This is a genomic window from Spirulina sp. CS-785/01 (assembly GCF_028330525.1).
GTDB lineage: Bacteria > Cyanobacteriota > Cyanobacteriia > Cyanobacteriales > Spirulinaceae > JAQMSD01.
The window spans coordinates 1-19,992 of the sequence record NZ_JAQMSD010000237.1; the positions used below are offsets into that span (position 1 = coordinate 1).

At 46.4% G+C, this 19,992-nt stretch carries 18 protein-coding genes; 11 read left to right on the forward strand and 7 right to left on the reverse strand.

All coding sequences use genetic code 11. From position 1 onward, the window contains the following. Positions 1 to 120 precede the first annotated feature (120 nt). A complete protein-coding gene (locus PN462_RS15380; protein ID WP_272129535.1) occupies positions 121 to 393 on the forward strand; it encodes a hypothetical protein in 273 nt (90 codons plus the stop codon). Continuing rightward, the gene (locus PN462_RS15385) at positions 390 to 755 is read left to right on the forward strand and encodes a clan AA aspartic protease (protein ID WP_272129537.1); all 366 of its coding nucleotides are present in this window, start codon (positions 390 to 392) and stop codon (positions 753 to 755) included. The genes PN462_RS15380 and PN462_RS15385 overlap by 4 nt, the downstream gene beginning before the upstream one ends. A 230-nt stretch (positions 756 to 985) precedes the next feature. Here PN462_RS15385 and PN462_RS15390 read toward each other — a convergent pair whose 3' ends face one another. The 5 genes from PN462_RS15390 to gltB all read right to left on the reverse strand — a co-directional run bounded on the left by PN462_RS15390 (position 986) and on the right by gltB (position 8,949). Then, the gene (locus PN462_RS15390; protein ID WP_272129541.1) at positions 986 to 2,251 is read right to left on the reverse strand and encodes a DNA cytosine methyltransferase; all 1,266 of its coding nucleotides are present in this window, start codon (positions 2,249 to 2,251) and stop codon (positions 986 to 988) included. Between the two features lie 60 nt (positions 2,252 to 2,311). Then, positions 2,312 to 3,064 carry a hypothetical protein gene (locus tag PN462_RS15395; protein WP_272129544.1) on the reverse strand — a complete coding sequence of 251 codons (753 nt, stop codon included), beginning with the start codon at positions 3,062 to 3,064 and terminating at the stop codon, positions 2,312 to 2,314. Positions 3,065 to 3,151: 87 nt separating this feature from the next. Continuing rightward, positions 3,152 to 3,778 carry a hypothetical protein gene (locus PN462_RS15400; protein ID WP_272129547.1) on the reverse strand — a complete coding sequence of 209 codons (627 nt, stop codon included), beginning with the start codon at positions 3,776 to 3,778 and terminating at the stop codon, positions 3,152 to 3,154. A gap of 25 nt (positions 3,779 to 3,803) precedes the next feature. Further along, positions 3,804 to 4,214 (reverse strand): hypothetical protein, encoded by a 411-nt coding sequence (locus PN462_RS15405; RefSeq protein ID WP_272129550.1) that lies wholly within the window; start codon positions 4,212 to 4,214, stop codon positions 3,804 to 3,806. A gap of 85 nt (positions 4,215 to 4,299) precedes the next feature. Further along, positions 4,300 to 8,949, reverse strand: a complete 4,650-nt coding sequence (gltB, locus tag PN462_RS15410; RefSeq protein ID WP_272129551.1) for a glutamate synthase large subunit — start codon at positions 8,947 to 8,949, stop codon at positions 4,300 to 4,302. A gap of 531 nt (positions 8,950 to 9,480) precedes the next feature. Between gltB and PN462_RS15415 the strand changes: the two genes are divergently transcribed. The 8 genes from PN462_RS15415 to rpsJ all read left to right on the forward strand — a co-directional run bounded on the left by PN462_RS15415 (position 9,481) and on the right by rpsJ (position 16,912). Next, positions 9,481 to 10,677, forward strand: a complete 1,197-nt coding sequence (locus PN462_RS15415; RefSeq protein WP_272129554.1) for a phosphodiester glycosidase family protein — start codon at positions 9,481 to 9,483, stop codon at positions 10,675 to 10,677. A gap of 134 nt (positions 10,678 to 10,811) precedes the next feature. Further along, complete coding sequence (locus PN462_RS15420) at positions 10,812 to 11,231, forward strand: phosphomannose isomerase type II C-terminal cupin domain (RefSeq protein ID WP_272129556.1); 420 nt, start codon at positions 10,812 to 10,814, stop codon at positions 11,229 to 11,231. A gap of 184 nt (positions 11,232 to 11,415) precedes the next feature. Further along, complete coding sequence (locus PN462_RS15425; RefSeq protein WP_272129558.1) at positions 11,416 to 11,766, forward strand: HesB/IscA family protein; 351 nt, start codon at positions 11,416 to 11,418, stop codon at positions 11,764 to 11,766. Between the two features lie 201 nt (positions 11,767 to 11,967). Beyond that, positions 11,968 to 12,342 carry a 30S ribosomal protein S12 gene (gene rpsL / locus PN462_RS15430; protein WP_272129560.1) on the forward strand — a complete coding sequence of 125 codons (375 nt, stop codon included), beginning with the start codon at positions 11,968 to 11,970 and terminating at the stop codon, positions 12,340 to 12,342. 149 nt (positions 12,343 to 12,491) lie between these two features. Next, a complete protein-coding gene (gene rpsG, locus PN462_RS15435) occupies positions 12,492 to 12,962 on the forward strand; it encodes a 30S ribosomal protein S7 (protein WP_272129563.1) in 471 nt (156 codons plus the stop codon). Positions 12,963 to 13,162: 200 nt separating this feature from the next. Beyond that, the gene (gene fusA, locus PN462_RS15440) at positions 13,163 to 15,241 is read left to right on the forward strand and encodes an elongation factor G (RefSeq protein ID WP_272129565.1); all 2,079 of its coding nucleotides are present in this window, start codon (positions 13,163 to 13,165) and stop codon (positions 15,239 to 15,241) included. A gap of 21 nt (positions 15,242 to 15,262) precedes the next feature. Beyond that, complete coding sequence (gene tuf, locus PN462_RS15445; protein WP_272129567.1) at positions 15,263 to 16,492, forward strand: elongation factor Tu; 1,230 nt, start codon at positions 15,263 to 15,265, stop codon at positions 16,490 to 16,492. Between the two features lie 102 nt (positions 16,493 to 16,594). Further along, positions 16,595 to 16,912: a 30S ribosomal protein S10 gene (gene rpsJ, locus PN462_RS15450; RefSeq protein ID WP_443029191.1), complete on the forward strand. Its 318-nt coding sequence runs from the start codon at positions 16,595 to 16,597 to the stop codon at positions 16,910 to 16,912. 207 nt (positions 16,913 to 17,119) lie between these two features. Here rpsJ and groL read toward each other — a convergent pair whose 3' ends face one another. Both groL and groES read right to left on the reverse strand, forming a co-directional pair. After that, positions 17,120 to 18,742 (reverse strand): chaperonin GroEL, encoded by a 1,623-nt coding sequence (groL, locus tag PN462_RS15455; protein WP_272129569.1) that lies wholly within the window; start codon positions 18,740 to 18,742, stop codon positions 17,120 to 17,122. Positions 18,743 to 18,805: 63 nt separating this feature from the next. Then, entirely contained in the window at positions 18,806 to 19,117 is a 312-nt protein-coding gene (gene groES, locus PN462_RS15460) for a co-chaperone GroES (RefSeq protein ID WP_272129573.1), read from the reverse strand. Positions 19,118 to 19,616: 499 nt separating this feature from the next. Here groES and PN462_RS15465 point away from each other — a divergent pair, with 499 nt between their 5' ends. Beyond that, complete coding sequence (locus tag PN462_RS15465; RefSeq protein WP_272129574.1) at positions 19,617 to 19,841, forward strand: hypothetical protein; 225 nt, start codon at positions 19,617 to 19,619, stop codon at positions 19,839 to 19,841. Positions 19,842 to 19,992: the final 151 nt, after the last annotated feature.

Below are 19,992 nucleotides of genomic sequence, written 5' to 3' on the forward strand. Positions count from 1 at the left end.
ACACCCCAATGCCTGTCTGTTCGGTAGCCGCATTGGCTATAATGTCGCCACGTCGTTTGGTGGTGTAATGGAGCGTGTGTCAACGTGATTTCTGGTAGGGATAGGAATTAACTGATTATCATGCAAGCTATTTTTTGGACAGTTGAAGAAGTCGCTCGTAGAGCAAAACAGTTTTATGAGCAAGATATCCGCCCCCAAGTGGAGTGTCCTGAGAATATTGGTAAAATGATTGTGATTGATGCAGAAACTGGGGAATATGGTATTGATACTACGGGGGTAGAAAGTGCTTTAACACTCAAAGAAAAGAATCCCAAAGCGCGATTATTTACGATGCGAATTGGGTATGATGTGGCTGTGAGTTTTGGGGGAGCAAGTGAGCGTATTGTCCAATGATTTATGGGAAATTTATCGAAAGTAAAGCTCTTATTCCTGTCACCTTTCGTTTACCTGCACAACCTGAGTTTTCGATAGATTTCATTATTGACACGGGATTTAATGACCACCTTACTCTACCTCCCCAAGCTGTAAGTGCCATGAATCTGCCGTTATATTCCACCACATTGGCTAGGTTAGCGGATGGGAGTGAGGCTTTGTTATCAATCCATTTAGCGACTATTGTGTGGGATAATCGGGATAAAGTTGTGCCGATTTTAGCCTCTGGGTATAAGCCTTTGCTGGGAACTGCTATGATGGCAGGACATCATCTCAACATAGATTTTACAGACAATGGTTTGGTTTCTTTAGAACAGTTGTAAATTGAGTCGAAATTACTAACACCTGCGATAATTAAGAGATATTTTCTTAAAAACTCAATTACAAAGTATTCAGCGAAATTATGCGAATCGGTATTTCTAGAATTTTGCAAGGTGCTTTAGGTGAATTTTCATTTCTCTGTGTTTCTCGTAGGTTATCCCCCACCCAACACCCCCTATCCTTAAACGAATTGGCTAATTCTTGCCTCATGCGATAAGATGAAGGCTTAAATTTAGGCTGTCAATCCCGGAATTGATAACTGATTAAATTGAGGTTGAACGGTTGAATTCTTCGCTACATCCTGAGTTGTACCCCGCAAGGCATCAATTAAACTTTGACCCAGATGATAGGCCATATTGACCGGGACTGCATTACCAATTTGTTTATATTGAGCAGAGAGAGAACCCGCAAACTGCCAATTATCGGGAAAGGTTTGAATTCTTGCATATTCTCGCACAGTTAACGGTCGGGTTTCTTCGGGATGACACCGTTCGGTCTGGGTTTGGGAGGGACTACAAGTGACGGTTAAGGCAGGTTCATCCCATGCCAGTCTTTTGGCAAACCCCGTTCTTCCTCCCCCTTTATAAAAACTATTTTTCATATAGGATTTTTGCACCTCAACGGGTAAGTCGCGCCAGTTGCCTCCCATGGGGACTAATTCCATGACTGCTTTTTTACGCTGATTATATTGAACCCCTTGGGATGGGGGACAATTTTTTAAGGCTTCTCGTAGGGAAATAGTGTAATTTTTTTCTTGGGGAAAACTAAGGGATAAATGTAAATCTTGGCGAGAGGCTAAAATAATCACTCGTTCTCGTTTCTGAGGAACATCAAGAAATTGTGCGCTTAATACTTGATAAACCGGATTATAGCCTAATTCTTTTAAGGTGTTTAAAATCGTTTCAAGGGTTTTCCCTTGATCATGGCTCATTAACCCTCTTACATTTTCAATGACTGCAATTTTAGGCTGTATTTCTGATAAACAACGAGCCATTTCAAAAAATAATGTCCCCCTAGTATCCTCAAACCCTCTCCCATATCCGGCATAACTAAAGGCTTGACACGGGAAACCCCCAGCTACAATATCTACTTTGCCGTTATACTCGGAAAAATTAATATTTTTAACGTCATCGTGAATAATATTCCAATGAGGACGATTAGTATTTAAAGTATTGATGCAATCTTGATTAATTTCCACTAATAACGAATTAGATAACCCTGCATTTTCAAACCCTAACGCCATACCCCCACACCCTGCAAATAATTCTAAGACGTTAAAATCACTCTCATCTTCACTTTGTAAAATTTTATAAATTGGTGAATAGTTAGATGAATTTTCATGGCAATTTTTAACCGCTTTAATTTGTTCAATATCAAATAACTGGGTATTCTCTACTTTTTGGCAAGATTTAATGAGTTTCTTTTTTTGCCATTGCAACAGTTGAGGAATGGGGATAGTGAGTAATTGAGAGGCTTGTTGAAGGGTTACGTAATTCATATAGACATAAAACTTTTTTTAGCTTAATCTATAATAGTGCAGATTGACTATTTTATCAATTTATTGATACAGTTCTTTATCAATTTCATTAATTACTTTGGACAGTTTATTTAGTATTACTGTATAATCTAGCCCAATTAATGACCAAAAATCTTCGCCTGCCAGAAGCTCAATTTGATTTGCTTTAGCAATTTTAGGACTGGGATTCCAAGACTTCCCCATGTCAAGTGCTGCTACAAACATGGAATGGGGATGTATTTTCAATTCATCTACACTTCTAGAACGTTGACTTCCTGTTAATGTATCTTTTTTGGTTTTGAGTTGAGCGTATTTAATTAAACCTTGATCATAAATGATTAGATCAATGCCTTTTAAAGATAAATTTAGCTCTTTTTCTGGAATAAAAACTTGTTGACTAATATTAGCAATATCCTCTAACTTATGTCCTAAGTTTTCTGATATAAATCGAGTGTAAATACTAGATAAATATAAGTTTTCACTGCCAGCATATTCAAAAATATTTCTAAACTTAAATGGCTGGCTTCTATCAATTGATCGAAACTGAACCTTTTTATTTTGTAAGGCAGTTAAGACTTCAGTTTTAAAAATATTTAAAATCTCATCTATTTCTGCGTTGATATAGCTGTAATTATTATAATCTTCTTTCTCATCAAAAAAAAGAGCTAGACTTTCATCTAGAACTCTACAGATTTTATAAGTTTCTACTAAATCTGGCAAAACGATTTCTGGTACAGAAATTAAAGACTTTTTATTTTTTATCTCTTGAATAATTCTTTGCTTAATTTCTTGCATTTTATTTCGCTATCCCATGATTTTCGTTATGCAGAGCATCTGACATTTCAAAATAGGAAATTAATTCTGTTTATCTGCTTAGTCTTTTTATTGACTTCTTCTGCGTTTCTTAGAACGCCTAAATCTATCTTTTTTAGCATTTTCTATATTTTCAAAACACCAAGTTGCTTCAGATTTATAATCAGGATCACCGGGTTCATAATAAATACCTCTGTATGGTTCGTTTTGATATTTTTTGCCTTTTAAATTTTCGGTTGCTCGTACAGGAAAACCATCAGGACAAAAATTATCATTCTTATTTGGAGGACAACCAAATTGAACCCCTTTTTCTGCTCTACATTGTATTATCCATTCCCACCAACCTCTTATTTTCTCTTCATTATACCGTTTGGCATTTTCTATATCATTTATTAATTCTGATAAGTCATTACGAAATTCAGGATATCCGTTAAGTATATTCTTGACCGTATTAAGTTGCTGAATTGACTTTCCTAGTTGACTACTTGGTACATTTTCTAGTTCTTCTATTTTTTGTAATGATATATTATATAATTCAGCTTCTGCTACCGCAATTCCACTAAAAATAAGCATAAAAATAATAAACAGAACGTCACTCCATATAAGAAAACCACATCCTAGTAAAGCGGATAACATTAAACAGAATTCAAATCTTTGCTTTATACATCTCCAAAAATCTAAATCGTTTGATGACATTTAGCTTTTATTGAATAACTACGAATTATTGGATAGGTTCTAAATATAGTTTTTTAGTTGTATTAGGATCGCTAGACAAATTTAGTGTAAATTTTGCATTCTTATAACCTTCTTTTTGTAAATTAATTTCGAGAGTGTCTCGCTCTTCAATAGTAACTTCTACATAACCATTATTATCTGTTGTTTTAAAAATAGGAGGTCCATCAGAAGTAATTTCAACTCTAGTTTTTGGTAAAACTTGCTCATTAATTTTATCTCGTACTATGATTCCTACTTTTGTTGTCTTGGTTTGTTTTGTGTCTGATTGACTGATAATACTTGTTGCAGTATTAGGTGTAGAAGGCATAAGAATTCTGTATCCCGCAATACCTAATACAATTAGTATAAATGCAAAAGCTGCTTTAGCTGAAGGTGGTAAGTTATTAAAAGTATTCATTTTAGGAACAAGTTGATTACTGGGTGTCCTAAATAAAAAGGGTGAGTAATTTACCCACCCTAGCAAAAAAACTATCCAACGAGTCTTAAACCGAAGACAACGCCTTCTCCTCCGTCACAGCACCCGCTTCGGGGGTTTCTTCCTCCGACGGGGGAACGACTTGCCAGAACTGGGGTAAATAATTCTGCCAGTCCGCTAAAATCGCCTTCGCTTTGGCACTTCCCGTGCGTTCCGCGTGCGCTTCAATCATCGACTTTAACTGTTGTTCACCCGCAGGGGTACTCACACGCTGAATTTTGACGATTTCGGGGTTGACCCGTTGAGCAAACTTGCCATCCTCATCAAGGAAATAACCTAAACCGCCAGTCATCCCCGCACCGACGTTGCGGCCAACTGTTCCCAGAACCACGATCGCGCCGCCTGTCATATACTCACAACAGTGATCACCAGCCCCTTCAATCACCGCTTCGCCTTTCGAGTTACGCACCCCAAAGCGTTCGCCAGCGCGGCCATTGGCGTACAGCGTGCCACCCGTTGCCCCATATAAACAGGTATTCCCCACAATGGAATTCTCAGCCGGATCATAGGTAGCAGACTCCGGCGGTGTAATAATAATCTCACCCCCGTGCATCCCTTTCCCGACATAATCATTGGCCTCCCCGATGAGGTGTAACACCATTCCTGGCAGGTTAAACGCGCCAAAACTTTGACCCGCAGACCCCCGGAAATCGAGGTTTAACTGGCCTTCAAAGCCATCATCCCCGTATTGTTTGGCAATGGCCCCGGCAATTCGCGCACCCACAGTCCGGTCTGTATTAACAATAGGAAACGCCTTGCGAATCGACCCTTGCTTCTCGATGGCCTGACGAATTTCCCCATCCGCCAAAATTTGGTCATCTAACACCGGCCCATTACTGTGGACTGCCTCATGATTCAACCAACTGCGGTCATTAGACACCGGGTGTAAACAGAGACAAGTTAAATCTAACCCCTCCGTCTTCGTCACCTTCATGGTTTCACGAGGTTTCAGGAGATCAGACCGGCCAATCACCTCATTTAACGAACGATACCCCAACCGGGCTAATAATTGCCGCACTTCCTCCGCCACAAAATAGAAGAAATTAACCACATGGCCAGGAGTCCCAGGGAAACGCTTCCGTAACCGTTCCTGCTGCGTCGCTACCCCAACCGGGCAGTTGTTGGTGTGACAAACACGCGCCATAATGCAGCCCTCGGCAATCATAGCCACTGAGCCAAAGCCGTACTCCTCAGCACCCATTAACGCCGCCATGAGGACATCATAGCCCGTTTTAATACCGCCATCGGTACGCAGTAACACGCGATCGCGCAACTGATTTTCCATCAGCATCCGGTGAACCTCCGTCACCCCTAACTCCCAAGACACACCCGCGTGTTTAATGGAACTCAGAGGAGAAGCCCCCGTACCGCCATCATGGCCCGAAATCTGAATCACATCCGCATTAGCCTTCGCCACACCCGCAGCAACCGTTCCAATGCCGATCTCAGCCACCAACTTCACCGAAACCTTCGCCTCCGGGTTCACCTGGTGGAGATCAAAAATCAACTGGGCCAAATCCTCAATCGAGTAAATATCGTGATGAGGCGGCGGCGAAATCAACGGCACACCAGGCTTAGACCGACGCAACATGGCAATATAAGGACTCACCTTCTTACCAGGCAACTGTCCCCCTTCACCGGGTTTTGCCCCCTGGGCGATCTTAATCTCCACCTGGCGACCACTCATTAAATATTCCGGAGTCACCCCAAAGCGGCCCGAAGCAACCTGTTTAACCGCCGAACTCGCCGAGTCGCCCTGTCGCAGTCCTTTCAAATGGGAGAAAGTTTCCGATAAACCCGACTCATCCACATCGACAATCATCTTAAACCGTTGCGGGTCTTCCCCACCTTCCCCAGAATTGGACTTCCCACCAATCCGGTTCATGGCCACAGCCAGGGTTTCATGGGCTTCCCGTGACAGCGAACCCAAAGACATCGCCCCCGTACAGAAGCGTTTCACAATCTCCTCAACGGGTTCAACCTCCTCTAAAGGAATGGGATTTTCAGACACCTGAAAGTCCAATAAATCCCGCAATGCCGTTGCCGGACGTTCCTCTAAATACCGCTTGTAGGTCTCGTAATGGTCGTAACCCTGTTCAACCAATGCCTTCGACCCATTGCCATTGGCCTCCATTTCCTTAAAGCCCCGGACAGCACTGTGTAAGGCTTTAGACATAGCCGGAGACCCCATGTGATACTCTCCACTGGGGATGAAATTAATAAAGCCGAGATTCTCCAATTTCTTCTTCTGCATTTCCGGGAAGGCCCGTTTGTGGAATGCCACCACCTCTTGGGATAAGTCCGCTAAACTCATTCCCCCTAAGCGAGAAGTCGTCCCATAAAACGCCAGATCAACCACATCTGGCCCTAAACCCAGGGCCTCGAAAATTTGCGCCCCGTGGTAGGAAGACAGCAGCGAAATGCCCATTTTCGAGAGAATCTTCAACAAGCCCATTTCAATGGCCTTGCGGTAATGTTTTAAGGCTTCTGTGAGGCTCAGAGACTCGATTTTCCCCCGTTCCATCATTTTTTGGGTTTTTGGGTCATTCCACCAGTTGCGGACGGTTTCTAGAGCCAAATAGGGACAAATGGCAGAAGCCCCGTAGCCCACTAAACAGGCAAAATGATGGGTACTCCAACATTGGGCGGTTTCTACCACAATAGAAGCACTTAACCGCAGTCCTTCGCGGATTAAATGCTGATGAACAGCACCCACTGCCAACAGTGGGGGAATATAAGTCTGATTTTCGTTGAGTCCCTCTTGAGAACGGTCCGAGAGGATTAAAATTTTACTCCCTGCTTGAACCGCTTGGGTTGCCTGTTCACAGAGATTTTTAATAGCGGTTTCTAACCCTTGGGGTCCCGTACTCACCGGGAAAAGTGTTGTCAGAGTGGTGGGGTTGAAGTTCGATTCTGCAATAGCGGTTAATTCCGCTTCATTGAGAACCGGACTTTCAATTTGTAACATTTTTGCCCCTTCGGGGTGGACGTGCAATAAGTTGCCCCGTTCCCCTAACCCCATGTGTAGGGACATGACGAGGCTTTCCCGTAAGGGGTCAATGGGGGGGTTTGTGACCTGGGCAAACCGTTGTTTAAAGTAGTCGTAGAGTAAGCGGGGTTTGTCCGATAAGACGGCCAAGGGAATATCATCCCCCATACAGAAGGTGGGTTCTTTCCCTTGGGTGGCCATGGGGACGATGATCATGTCCACGTCTTCGGCAGTATAGCCAAAGGCGGTTTGTTGTTGTAGTAATTGCTCGCTTTCTAGGCTGGTTTCTTCGTGGAAGGCTTGATAGTCTAGCTGTGAGGCGTGTTCTTTTAACCAGTCTCCGTAGGGGTGTTCTTGGGCGACACGCTGTTTAATGTCCCAGTTTTTGAGAATTTCTTGTCCTTGTAAGTCCACGGCGATCATTTGTCCGGGGCCGAGACGGCCTTTTTCGACGATATCCGCTTCGGGGAGTTCTACGACTCCGGCTTCGGAGGAGACGACGATATAATCATCTTTGGTGATGCAGTAACGGGCGGGCCGTAAGCCGTTCCGGTCTAAGGTTGCGCCGATGGTTTTCCCGTCACTGAAGACTAATAAGGCGGGTCCGTCCCAGGGTTCTTGTAAGTTGCTGTAATAGTCGTAGAAATCGACAATTTCGTGATGGCCGTCTAAGTCCGGTTGGTTGTGATAGGCTTCAGGAACGAGGATCATGGCTGCTTCTAGGGGAGTGCGTCCGGTGCGGACGAGCAGTTCCATGGCACTATCGAGGTTGGAGGAGTCACTGTTTTCCGGGTTAACGATGGGGGTGAGTCCTTCGAGTTCTTCGGGTTGCCAACCGGGACATTCGAGGTAATTTTCTCGGGCGGCCATCCAGTTAATGTTGCCCAAGAGGGTGTTAATTTCGCCGTTATGCCCTAATAAACGCATGGGTTGTGCTAACAACCATTTGGGCATGGTGTTGGTGCTGAAACGGCGGTGATAGACGGCGAAGCGACTGGTATAGTTGGGGTTGCGCAGGTCGGGGTAAAATTGACCGAGGACTTCCGATCGCACCATTCCTTTATACACAATGGTCCGACAAGAGAAGGAGCAAATATAGAAGTCGTCGCTGAGTTTTTTGCCCACGCGCGATCGGGCAATGTAGAGAACCCGATCTAATTCATCCCCGGATAATTCCTCTGATGTTACCAGAATTTGCTCGATGCGGGGCAAGTTTTCTTTGGCCTGAATCCCCAAGACATCGGGAACAGTGGGAACTTCTCGCCACCCCAACACTTGAAGATGGGCGGCTTTGACCGTTTCCTCAATAAACTGCCGTCCTTCGGCGGCCTCTGCTTCATCAGTCGGGAGAAAAACCATCCCCACCCCTAACTTTTCTGGGGCCGGCATCGTGATATTATTTTCCTCAAACCAAGGCTGTAGAACCCCAAAGGGAATTCCGGTCATAACCCCCGAACCATCCCCACTATCGGAGTCTGCACTACAGGCCCCCCGGTGTTCTAAGCATCCCAAGGCAATTAAGGCTTGGTCAATGAGAGTATGGGTGGCATCCCCTTTGGTATTGGCAATAAAACCCACCCCACAAGCATCCCGTTCTTCAACTAACCAAGGGTGGCCGGGATAAGGATGTTGAGTTGGGGAGGAAAAAGACTGGTGCTTCATTGGCATATTTTGAGTAAGTTTAGATGAAAAATCCATAGTTGAGAGAGCCTTTCGTCTTGGGCAAAAGTTGGGTGAGTCTGGGACGTTGAGAGGAGAATGCGCTTGTTGCTGACAAGAGTCGGCCCTTGGGAGACGCTTCAAAGGAAACTCGTTAGAACTATACAGTCAGTTAGAACTATACAGTCAGCCTACTGATAGAGGAAGTCTTCAAGGAACTCATGCCAAGCGGAGGTCGAGTCTTGGTTAGTCATGTCTCATTAGGGTTGGACTTCAAGGGCCTCAAAACTGCAACAGTTCCAGTCCCACCTCTCCCCCTAGCATTCCTTCTGGGAATCGGAGATGGGGAGTTGACCAAATAAAAAGAAAATCTTTAAAAAGATGGTCTGACTATTATTATAGGGAATGCTTGCGTTGACAAGGATTTCTCCCCTGAATTAAGGCCGTTGGTCAAGTCATCATTTCTTGATATGCTGATTTGCCAAACGGAACAAGAAGCGCGTTCCATCACACACATTTCGTTGGCTTAGGACTGAAAGAATGCTCAAACCGAGCTTATTATTAGGATTATGTCTGGTCTCTGTCGTTTGGGGGACTGCAACTCCACCCCAAACCGCCCAAGCTCAAGAACAGGAGGGGGGGACAGTAAATATTGCCCAACGTCCCCCAGAGAATGATGAGTCTCTAGAAACCCCTGAACCTGCTTTTCGAGAACAAACCACAGAGGTGGCCCCTGGGGTTCGTTTACGACAAGAATATGTGTCTTTTGGGAGAGAACGGTTTCCCGTGGTGGCCTTAGAGGTTGATCCGCGCCATTCTGGGGTACAATTACGACCAATTTGGGGTGAACCGCCTTCAATGACGGGGACTGAACCCTTAGTGACCATGGGACGACGGTGGCGGGTGTTGGCGGCCATTAATGGGGGATTTTTTAATCGAGATAATCGTTTACCATTAGGGGCAATTCGTCGGGATAGTCAATGGTTTTCGGGGCCGATTCTCAATCGAGGGGCGATTGGGTGGGACAATCAAGGGAATGTGAAGATTGATCGCCTTTATCTCCGGGAAGTTCTCACTACGTCCACGGGAAGACGGGTTTTTATTTCTCATTTGAATAGTGGGTATGTGCAAGCGGGGGTGGCCCGTTATACTCCCGCTTGGGGGCGTAGTTATACGCCTTTGACGGATAATGAAACTCTGTTGCTGGTGCGGAATAATCAAATTACCCGTCGTTTATCGGGGGAGGCGGCCAGCCGTTTTCCGATTCCTGAAGATGGTTATATTTTAGCAGTTCGGGCTAATAGTGTTTCGCCCCGACAATTCCCGGTGGGAACACGGGTGCAACTCACTAGCGAAACGATTCCTGATGATTTTGTTAATTATCCGCATATTATTGGCGCAGGGCCGCTTTTGTTGCGGAATGGGGGAATTGTGCTGAATGGGGCAGCCGAAAAGTTTAGTAATGCGTTTAATCGACAGACGGCTTCAAGAAGCGCGATCGGGACAACTTCTCAAGGTACATTAATTTTGGCGGCGGTTCATAATCGGGTTGGGGGGAAAGGCCCCAATTTACGAGAATTGGCCCAAGTGCTACAACGTCTAGGGGTGGTGGATGCGCTGAATTTAGACGGGGGAAGTTCAACGTCGTTATATCTCCATGATCGCTTAATTGACCGTCCGGCCTCAACTGCGGCCCGGGTTCATAATGCGATTGGTATTTATGTTCGACAGGATTAATGTTGATATTTGTAAAGACTTGTTTAGGTCTGGCCGGAATTTCGCCCTATTATAGGCCAACGTCCAGAAATCTTCTGTTATGGTTGAGTTAAGTCAGTAGGTTAGATGACCTTGCATTCTGGAGTTGAGCAACTATGATTCAGACCAAAGAAGTAACCCCCACCCCGTCTTTATCCATTACCAATGTTGTTAAAACCACTGAGGCCGCCGAGTCGATGACTTCTTCTCGTCCTTGGGGGACTTTTACGGTGCTAGAAGAGGGTGCAGGCTATAAGATTAAACGCATTGAAGTGAAACCTGGCCACCGTCTCAGTTTTCAGATGCACCACCATCGTAGTGAACACTGGATCGTCGTATCTGGAACGGCTAAGGTGACTTGTGGTGAAAAAGAAGAAATTTTGGCCAGTAATCAATCGACCTATGTGCCGCAATGTACGCCCCACCGTTTGGAAAATCCAGGGGTGATTAATTTGGTGATTATTGAGGTGCAAAATGGGGAATATCTGGGAGAGGATGATATCATTCGCTTCCAAGATGATTATAAGCGCGATTGAAACAGGCTCACAATTGGTTTAAAGTGAAATGGTTTAAAGTGAAATGGTTTAAAGTGAAATGGTTTAAAGTGAAATGGTTTAAAGTGAAAGTTATCTGATCGCACACGCAGAAATCTGGAGTTCAGATTTTGGGATCATGTCGATCAGATAATTTGTCCTAGTGATTTGTCGGGATGTTGGGAAGTTGGTTACATTAAGTCAAGCCGCCGCACAAGAAATTCAACGGTTACGATGGGTGAGTGATTCTCGCTCTGCGACGCAACAGGAGGGGACTCCCCAAAAGATGTTACGGGTGACGGTTAAGGAGGGGGGGTGTGCTACGTTTTATTATGGGCTGGAGTTTACTCAGGAGAAACGGGACACTGATCGCTGTTATAGCAGTCAGGGGATTGAGATTGTGGTGGATGCAGACAGCGATCGCTATTTACAAGGGGTATCGGTGGATTATTCGGAAGATTTGATGGGAGGGGGGTTTCGGTTTAAAAATCCCAATGCGAGTAAGACTTGTAGTTGTAGTCTGTCTTTTACCTCTTAGAAGGCTCTCTCGTCTCTGGTGGGGCCAGGAGAAGTTAAAGGGACGGGGAGATGGAAGATAGGAAGGGCGCGATCGCGCTCTCTCTGGCTGGACTTCAGGAATTCCCCTGTGTACCTTGACAGGGAGATTTGATCTTGGGTATGATGAGAGACTGTCACACAACACAAAAAAAACAAAAAACGTTCGGCACTAACATTCCCTATGCCAACTATTCAGCAACTGATCCGGAGCGAACGCTCTGTCGCTAAAAAGAAAACGAAGTCTCCCGCTTTGCGAGAATGTCCTCAACGTCGGGGGGTGTGTACTCGTGTGTACACCACCACCCCTAAGAAGCCTAATTCTGCACTGCGAAAAGTGGCGCGGGTTCGCTTAACCTCTGGCTTTGAAGTGACAGCTTATATCCCCGGAATTGGTCATAACCTACAGGAACACTCAGTTGTGCTGATTCGAGGAGGCCGGGTTAAAGATTTACCTGGAGTTCGCTATCACATTGTGCGTGGAACATTAGATGCAACGGGGGTTAAAGATCGTCGCCAAGGTCGCTCCAAATACGGCACTAAACGCCCGAAAGAGTAACCCAAAAGAATAATCCCCCCAAGGGCATTCCCCGAAGTTCAAACACAGTATTAGCTTAAAGCCACCTGAACATTAGTGGTTCGTCTGCGTACCAACTGATTTCAGCCTATTTTGTTCGTCTTCATTGAAACCTGAAACCATAAGTTAAAATGTCTCGTCGTTCTGTTACCAAAAAACGCCCAGTTCCCCCTGATCCCGTTTATAACAGCCGTTTGATCAGTATGACCATGCGGCGGATCATGCGGAGTGGGAAAAAATCGGTCGCGTCCGGGATTATTTACGATGCCTTAAAAATCATCGAAGAACGGACCGGCAGTGATCCTTTAGAAGTCTTCGAGCAAGCCATTCGGAACTTAACCCCCCTCGTGGAAGTCAAAGCCCGTCGGGTAGGTGGGGCAACCTACCAAGTTCCCATGGAAGTGCGTTCCAACCGAGGCACTACATTAGCCTTGCGTTGGCTCTCCCAATATGCTCGCGCTCGCTCCGGTAAAACCATGGCCCTGAAACTCGCTAACGAGATCATGGATGCAGCCAATGAAACCGGAGGTGCGATTCGGAAAAGAGAAGAAACGCATCGTATGGCAGAAGCCAACAAAGCCTTTGCCCATTATCGTTACTAGAATAATTTACTCGATTCAATGAGGGGACTTACTCGAATTAGAGGGATTAGACTCCGAACCAGTCTTGAGCTAACTTTAGCGAAAAAGCAAGACTCAGAAGAATCCAATCGAATCTCCAATAATGCTTAAAAAAAGTATAGAATTGTAAATAGTGTAAATATATAGTAACGAAGCCCCGATTTAAGAATAAGGAGGTCGTTGTGGGACGGACTATCCCGCTAGAGAAAGTTAGAAATATTGGAATCGCGGCACACATTGATGCTGGAAAGACAACAACAACTGAACGTATCCTGTTCTATTCTGGGATCGTTCACAAAATCGGCGAAGTTCATGAGGGCAGTGCAGTCACAGACTGGATGGCTCAGGAGCGAGAGCGAGGCATTACGATTACCGCAGCCGCGATCAGCACCAACTGGCGGGAGCATCGCGTAAACATCATTGATACGCCGGGTCACGTGGACTTCACAATTGAAGTAGAACGTTCCATGCGGGTTCTTGATGGCGTGATTGCGGTCTTCTGCTCAGTGGGAGGAGTCCAGCCTCAGTCGGAAACGGTATGGCGGCAAGCCGACCGTTATCGCGTCCCACGGATTGCCTTCGTTAACAAGATGGATCGGACCGGGGCGAACTATTATAAAGTCTATGAGCAGATCCGCGATCGCCTCCGCGCCAACGCTGTCCCCATTCAAATCCCCATTGGTAGTGAAAGTAACTTCCAAGGCATTGTAGATTTAGTGCGGATGCGTGCCAAAATCTACACCAACGACATCGGGACAGAAATCCAAGATACCGAAATCCCCGAAGATGTTCTGGAATTAGCCCAAGAATATCGCGCCAAACTGGTGGAATCTGTGGCTGAAACCGACGAAGAGCTTCTCGAGAAGTATCTAATGGAAGAAGACCTCAGTGAAGACGAAATTCGTCTCGCTATTCGGAAAGGAACATTAGACGGAACAATTGTTCCCTTACTCTGTGGGTCTGCCTTCAAAAACAAAGGAGTCCAACTACTCTTGGATGCCGTCGTTGATTATCTTCCCGCCCCCACGGAAGTTCCCCCCATTAAAGGGTTACTTCCCGATGGAGAGGAAGCCACTCGTCCCGCCCGAGATGACGGTCCAGCTTCGGCCTTAGCCTTCAAAGTAGCCTCAGACCCTTACGGTCGTCTCACCTTCATGCGCGTCTATTCTGGAGTCCTCACCAAAGGCAGTTATGTGTATAACGCCACCAAAGGACAGAAAGAACGGCTTTCTCGCTTAATCGTCTTGAAATCCAACGATCGCATTGAAGTTGAGGAACTGCGAGCCGGAGACTTAGGAGCAGCCATTGGTTTGAAACAAACCACCACAGGGGACACCTTGTGTGATGAAGAAGAACCAATTATCCTAGAATCGCTCTACATTCCTGAGCCAGTAATCTCCGTGGCCGTAGAGCCGAAAACCAAAGGGGACATGGAGAAACTCTCCAAAGCCCTACAATCCTTGGCGGATGAAGACCCCACCTTCCGGGTCAGCACCGACCCCGAAACCAACCAAACCGTCATTGCCGGAATGGGAGAACTTCACCTCGAAGTCCTCGTTGACCGGATGCTCCGCGAGTTCAAAGTCGAAGCCAACGTGGGTCAACCCCAAGTGGCCTATCGAGAAACCCTCCGTAAGCCCGCCAACGCTGAAGGGAAATTTATCCGTCAGAGTGGAGGTAAAGGGCAATATGGTCACGTCGTTCTCGACGTAGAACCTGGTGAAGCCGGGAGTGGTTTCGAGTTCGTCTCCAAGATTGTCGGTGGGGCGATTCCCAAAGAATATATCCCTGCTGTGGAAGACGGGATCAAAGAATGCTGCGAATCCGGTATTCTAGCAGGGTATCCTCTCATCGACGTGAAAGTCACATTAACGGATGGGTCTTACCACGACGTGGACTCCTCAGAAATGGCTTTCAAAATCGCGGGTTCAATGGGAATGCGGGAAGCTGCCCATCGTGCAGAAGCCATCATCCTCGAACCCATGATGAAAGTTGAGGTGGAAGTCCCCGAGGAATTCCTCGGCGACGTGATGGGAGACTTAAACTCCCGTCGCGGTCACATCGAAGGGATGAACACCGAAGAAGGGCTAGCCAAAATTTCCGCTCAAGTGCCTTTGGCAGAAATGTTTGGTTACGCTACAGATATCCGTTCTCGAACCCAGGGACGTGGTATCTTCTCGATGGAATTCAGCCAATATGATGAAGTTCCTCGTCATGTCGCTGAAGCCATCATCGCTAAAAGTCAAGGGAACGCAAACTAGAGATAAGGAACAAGTTAAGTAATGGCACGCGCAAAATTTGAAAGAACCAAAGACCACGTTAACATCGGTACCATCGGTCACGTTGACCACGGTAAAACCACCCTCACCGCAGCAATTACGCTGACCCTCGCATCGTCTGGGAATGCGACTGCGAAAAAGTTCGATGAGATCGACGCAGCCCCAGAAGAAAAACAACGGGGGATTACGATTAATACCTCTCACGTGGAATATCAAACCGAAACCCGGCACTATGCCCACGTGGACTGCCCTGGACACGCTGACTATGTGAAAAACATGATCACTGGGGCGGCGCAAATGGACGGTGCAATTCTGGTGGTATCTGCGGCAGATGGTCCCATGCCCCAAACCCGTGAACACATCCTCTTAGCTCGTCAGGTGGGCGTTCCTAACCTCGTGGTTTTCTTGAATAAGAAAGACCAAGTGGACGACGAAGAACTCCTAGAACTGGTTGAATTAGAAGTTCGGGAACTGCTCAGTGAGTATGATTTTGATGGCGATAATATTCCCATCGTTGCTGGGTCTGCTTTAGAAGCCTTAAATGCCCTCACCAGGGACCCGAATATTGCCAAAGGGGATAATGAGTGGGTAGATCAAATCTACGCTCTGATGGATGCGGTGGACGACAATATTCCGACCCCTGAACGGGAAATTGACAAGCCCTTCTTAATGGCAGTAGAAGACGTATTCTCTATTACTGGACGGGGAACAGTCGCCACTGGACGGATCGAGCGCGGTAAAATTAAAGTGGGCGATACCGTAGAGATTGTTGGGGTAAGAGATACCCGTAGCACCAAAGTGACTGGGGTGGAAATGTTCCAGAAAGTCCTTGATGAAGGGATGGCAGGGGACAACGTTGGTGTTCTGCTCCGTGGGGTTGAAAAAGACCAAATTGAACGGGGGATGGTGATTGCCCAACCCGGAACAATTACCCCTCACACCAAATTTGAGGCTGAGGTCTATGTTCTCAAAAAAGAAGAAGGGGGTCGTCATACTCCATTCTTCCCCAACTACCGTCCTCAATTCTACGTGCGAACCACTGACGTGACAGGAACGATTGAATCCTTCACCGCCGACGATGGAAGCAGCGCAGAAATGGTAATGCCGGGAGACCGGATTAAAATGACAGTGGAACTAATTACCCCCATTGCCATTGAAAAAGGAATGCGCTTCGCTATTCGTGAAGGGGGACGCACCATTGGAGCAGGTGCGGTTTCTAAAATCGTCACCTAGTTTCCCCATTCCTTAAACATGGAGCAGATTGAGACCTATTGTGATCTGCTCCATTTTTTTCTCTGAAACTTTTCATTCTGAACCTTGACAACTGAAAAAAAAATGGCCACGATTCAACAGCAAAAAATTCGGATTCGCTTGAAAGCCTTTGATCGGCGTTTACTCGATACGTCTTGCGAAAAAATTGTCGATACCGCTAATCGCACCAATGCTACCGCTATTGGGCCGATTCCTTTACCGACGAAGCGGAAGGTTTATTGTCTCTTGCGATCGCCCCACGTGGATAAAGACTCTCGCGAGCATTTTGAAACCCGCACCCACCGCCGCATTATTGATATTTATCAACCCTCCTCAAAAACCATTGATGCACTCATGAAGTTAGACCTTCCCTCTGGGGTTGATATCGAAGTAAAACTTTAAAGTCGTGTAACGACTAGCATAAATTTTTCAAAAAGGCAAGTCTAAAAATTGCCTTTTTTTGTTACCAAAAATAAACGTATCCCCGTAATGCTATAAAATCCTTCTCAAAATGAGATCACTTTGTCAAGCAAGAATCCTACACAAATCCCCCTAGCAAACGCTAGGGGGATTTGAATACTATCCGGTTCTATCCGGTTTAATTAAACCTTAGTAGTCGAAGTCACCACCCGGGCCAGCAGAGGCTTTATCTTTTTCAGGTTTGTCCACCACAATGCACTCGGTGGTTAAGACCATTCCGGCGATAGACGCAGCGTTTTGAATAGCACTGCGGGTTACTTTAGCGGGGTCAACGATACCAGCCTCAAACATATCGGCAAACTCGTTGTTAGCGGCATTGTAGCCCACGCTGAAGTCTTTTTCTTTGACTCGTTCGGCGATGACTGCCCCGTTTTGTCCGGCGTTTTCAGCGATACGACGGAGGGGAGCAGTTAAGGAACGGACAACAATGGTGGCCCCGATGAGTTCTTCCCCAGTCAGGTTTTGATTAGCCCATTCTTCCAGTCCAGGAGCTAAGTGAGCTAAGGTTGTCCCACCACCTGGAACGATGCCTTCTTCAACAGCCGCTTTGGTGGCGTTGATTGCGTCTTCTAAGCGCAGTTTGCGGTCTTTCATCTCGGTTTCGGTGGCGGCACCGACTTTGATGACTGCAACCCCGCCAGAGAGTTTCGCTAAACGCTCTTGCAGTTTTTCTTTGTCGTAAGACGAATCGCTTTCCTCGATTTGCTTGCGGATTAAGTCGCAGCGTTTTTTCACCGCCACATCGTTGCCTTCGGCCACGATGGTGGTGTTTTCTTTGGTGATAGTGACACGACGAGCAGACCCGAGTTGTTCGAGTTTGGTGTTGTCGAGTTTCAGCCCTGCATCTTCGCTGATCATCTGTCCACCAGTGAGGGTGGCGATGTCTTCGAGCATTTGTTTCCGGCGATCGCCAAATCCAGGAGCTTTCACCGCAGCCACATTCAGAACCCCACGCAGACGGTTGACCACGAGAGTCGCTAAGGCTTCTTTCTCAATATCTTCAGCTATGATTAATAAGGGTTTACCGGAACGAGCCACCTGTTCCAGAACAGGAACGAGGTCTTGAACCAGAGTGATTTTCTTATCGGTGATTAAGAGATAAGGCTCATCTAACACCGCTTCCATGCGCTCGGTGTCGGTGGCGAAATACGGGGAGATGTAGCCTTTGTCGAAGCGCATCCCTTCGGTAATTTCTAGTTCGGTAGTCATAGACTTCCCTTCTTCGAGGGAGATGACCCCTTCTTTGCCCACTTTATCCATAGCTTGGGCAATCATTTGTCCGACTTCTTCGTCGTTGCCAGCCGAAATTGAACCCACTTGGGCGATGGATTTAGAATCAGAGATATCTTGGGCGCGGTCTTTGATTTGGCCGACAAGGTATTCCGTAGCTCTGTCCACACCGCGTTTCAGGGCGATGGGGTTTGCACCCGCAGCCACGTTCCGCAGTCCGCCTTTAACCATAGCATGGGCTAAAACCGTTGCGGTGGTTGTTCCGTCCCCTGCAATATCGTTGGTTTTAGATGCGGCTTGACGGATGAGGGAAACCCCAGTATTTTCAATGTGGTCTTCGAGTTCGATTTCTTTGGCGATGGTAACACCGTCGTTTACGATTTGGGGTGCGCCAAATTTTTTCTCTAGGACAACATTGCGTCCTTTGGGGCCGAGGGTGACAGCGACGGATTCGGCGAGTAAGTCAATGCCTTTTTCAAGGGCGCGACGAGCTTCTTCGTTGTAGATTATGCTTTTAGCCATAGTCTCCTACAGTGGTTGATAATTCAAGGGTGAATAAAAGGGGTTTTGTCTAGAAACAAGACGTTAGGCTACGGAAGCGAGGATGTCTTTTTCAGACAAGAGTACGTAGTCTTCGCCGTTGAGTTTGATGTCCGTTCCGGCGTATTTGGAGTAGAGAACTTGGTCGCCTTGTTTCACTTCCATGGGGATGCGGTTGCCATCGTTGTCAATTTTTCCAGGACCGACGGCGACAACTTCTCCGACTTGGGGTTTTTCTTTGGCGGTGTCGGGTAAGAAAATCCCCCCAGAGGTTTGCTCTTCGCTTTCGCTGATTTTCACGAAAACGCGATCGCCCAAAGGATTAACGGTAGAAACATTAATGGTTAAAGCTGCCATGCAATATCCTCCAAAGTTTAATGGCTAGTGATGAATAATTGGAATAGGTTGTAGTGAGTTTGAGTGATTTAGCACTCTCACCTTACGAGTGCTAATTTAGCGAAAGTTATGATCCTCTGGCAACTCTCCAAGAAGTACGGTTTCCCGAACTAATCCCTACACTCTAGAGGAGATGGGGGAGATGGGGCAGATAGGGGAGATAGGAGAGTCTCGATTTGTGAATTTTTGGGGTGATTCAGCGAACTTTCGCTATTATGGATAAATCACTAACAGCCCTGTCATTGGGTGAAGGGAGGGTATTACATCTATCCGAGTCGGGCTGGTCTGTTCGAGACGCGCTGAAAACAAAATAATGTGTTACAAATCAAATGTGTTACAAATCACAATGTATGTATCGCTATGATCTGAACAAGTGATGATCTGAACTACTCTGATCATCCATCACTCACCTCACTCCTATTCAACCACCCATTTTTTCTGACATGAGGAGATATTAAATATGATTAATCGTTTCGTTTTAGTTCTTGCGGCCTTAGCAATGCTCACTACCCCCGTTTTAGTGGCTTGTGGCGGTGGCGGTGCTGATACCGAAGCTCCGGCAACTGAAGAAACTACAGAAGAAGCCCCCGCAGAAGGTGAAGAAGGCGAAGCCACCGAAGAAGCTCCCGCAGAAGGTGAAGAAGGCGAAGCTACTGAAGAAGAAGCTCCCGCAGAAGGTGAATAACCGCTCGTTGAAAGCTAGACATTGATTGACATTGTTCAATTTTTGTTGACTTAGAAAGGGACGAGCGTGCAGACTCAGCCATAAATCCTGTAAAAAGGTAGGCTACCTTCGCCAGGGTCATCACACCCAAGTGTAAACGCCAGCACTTGGC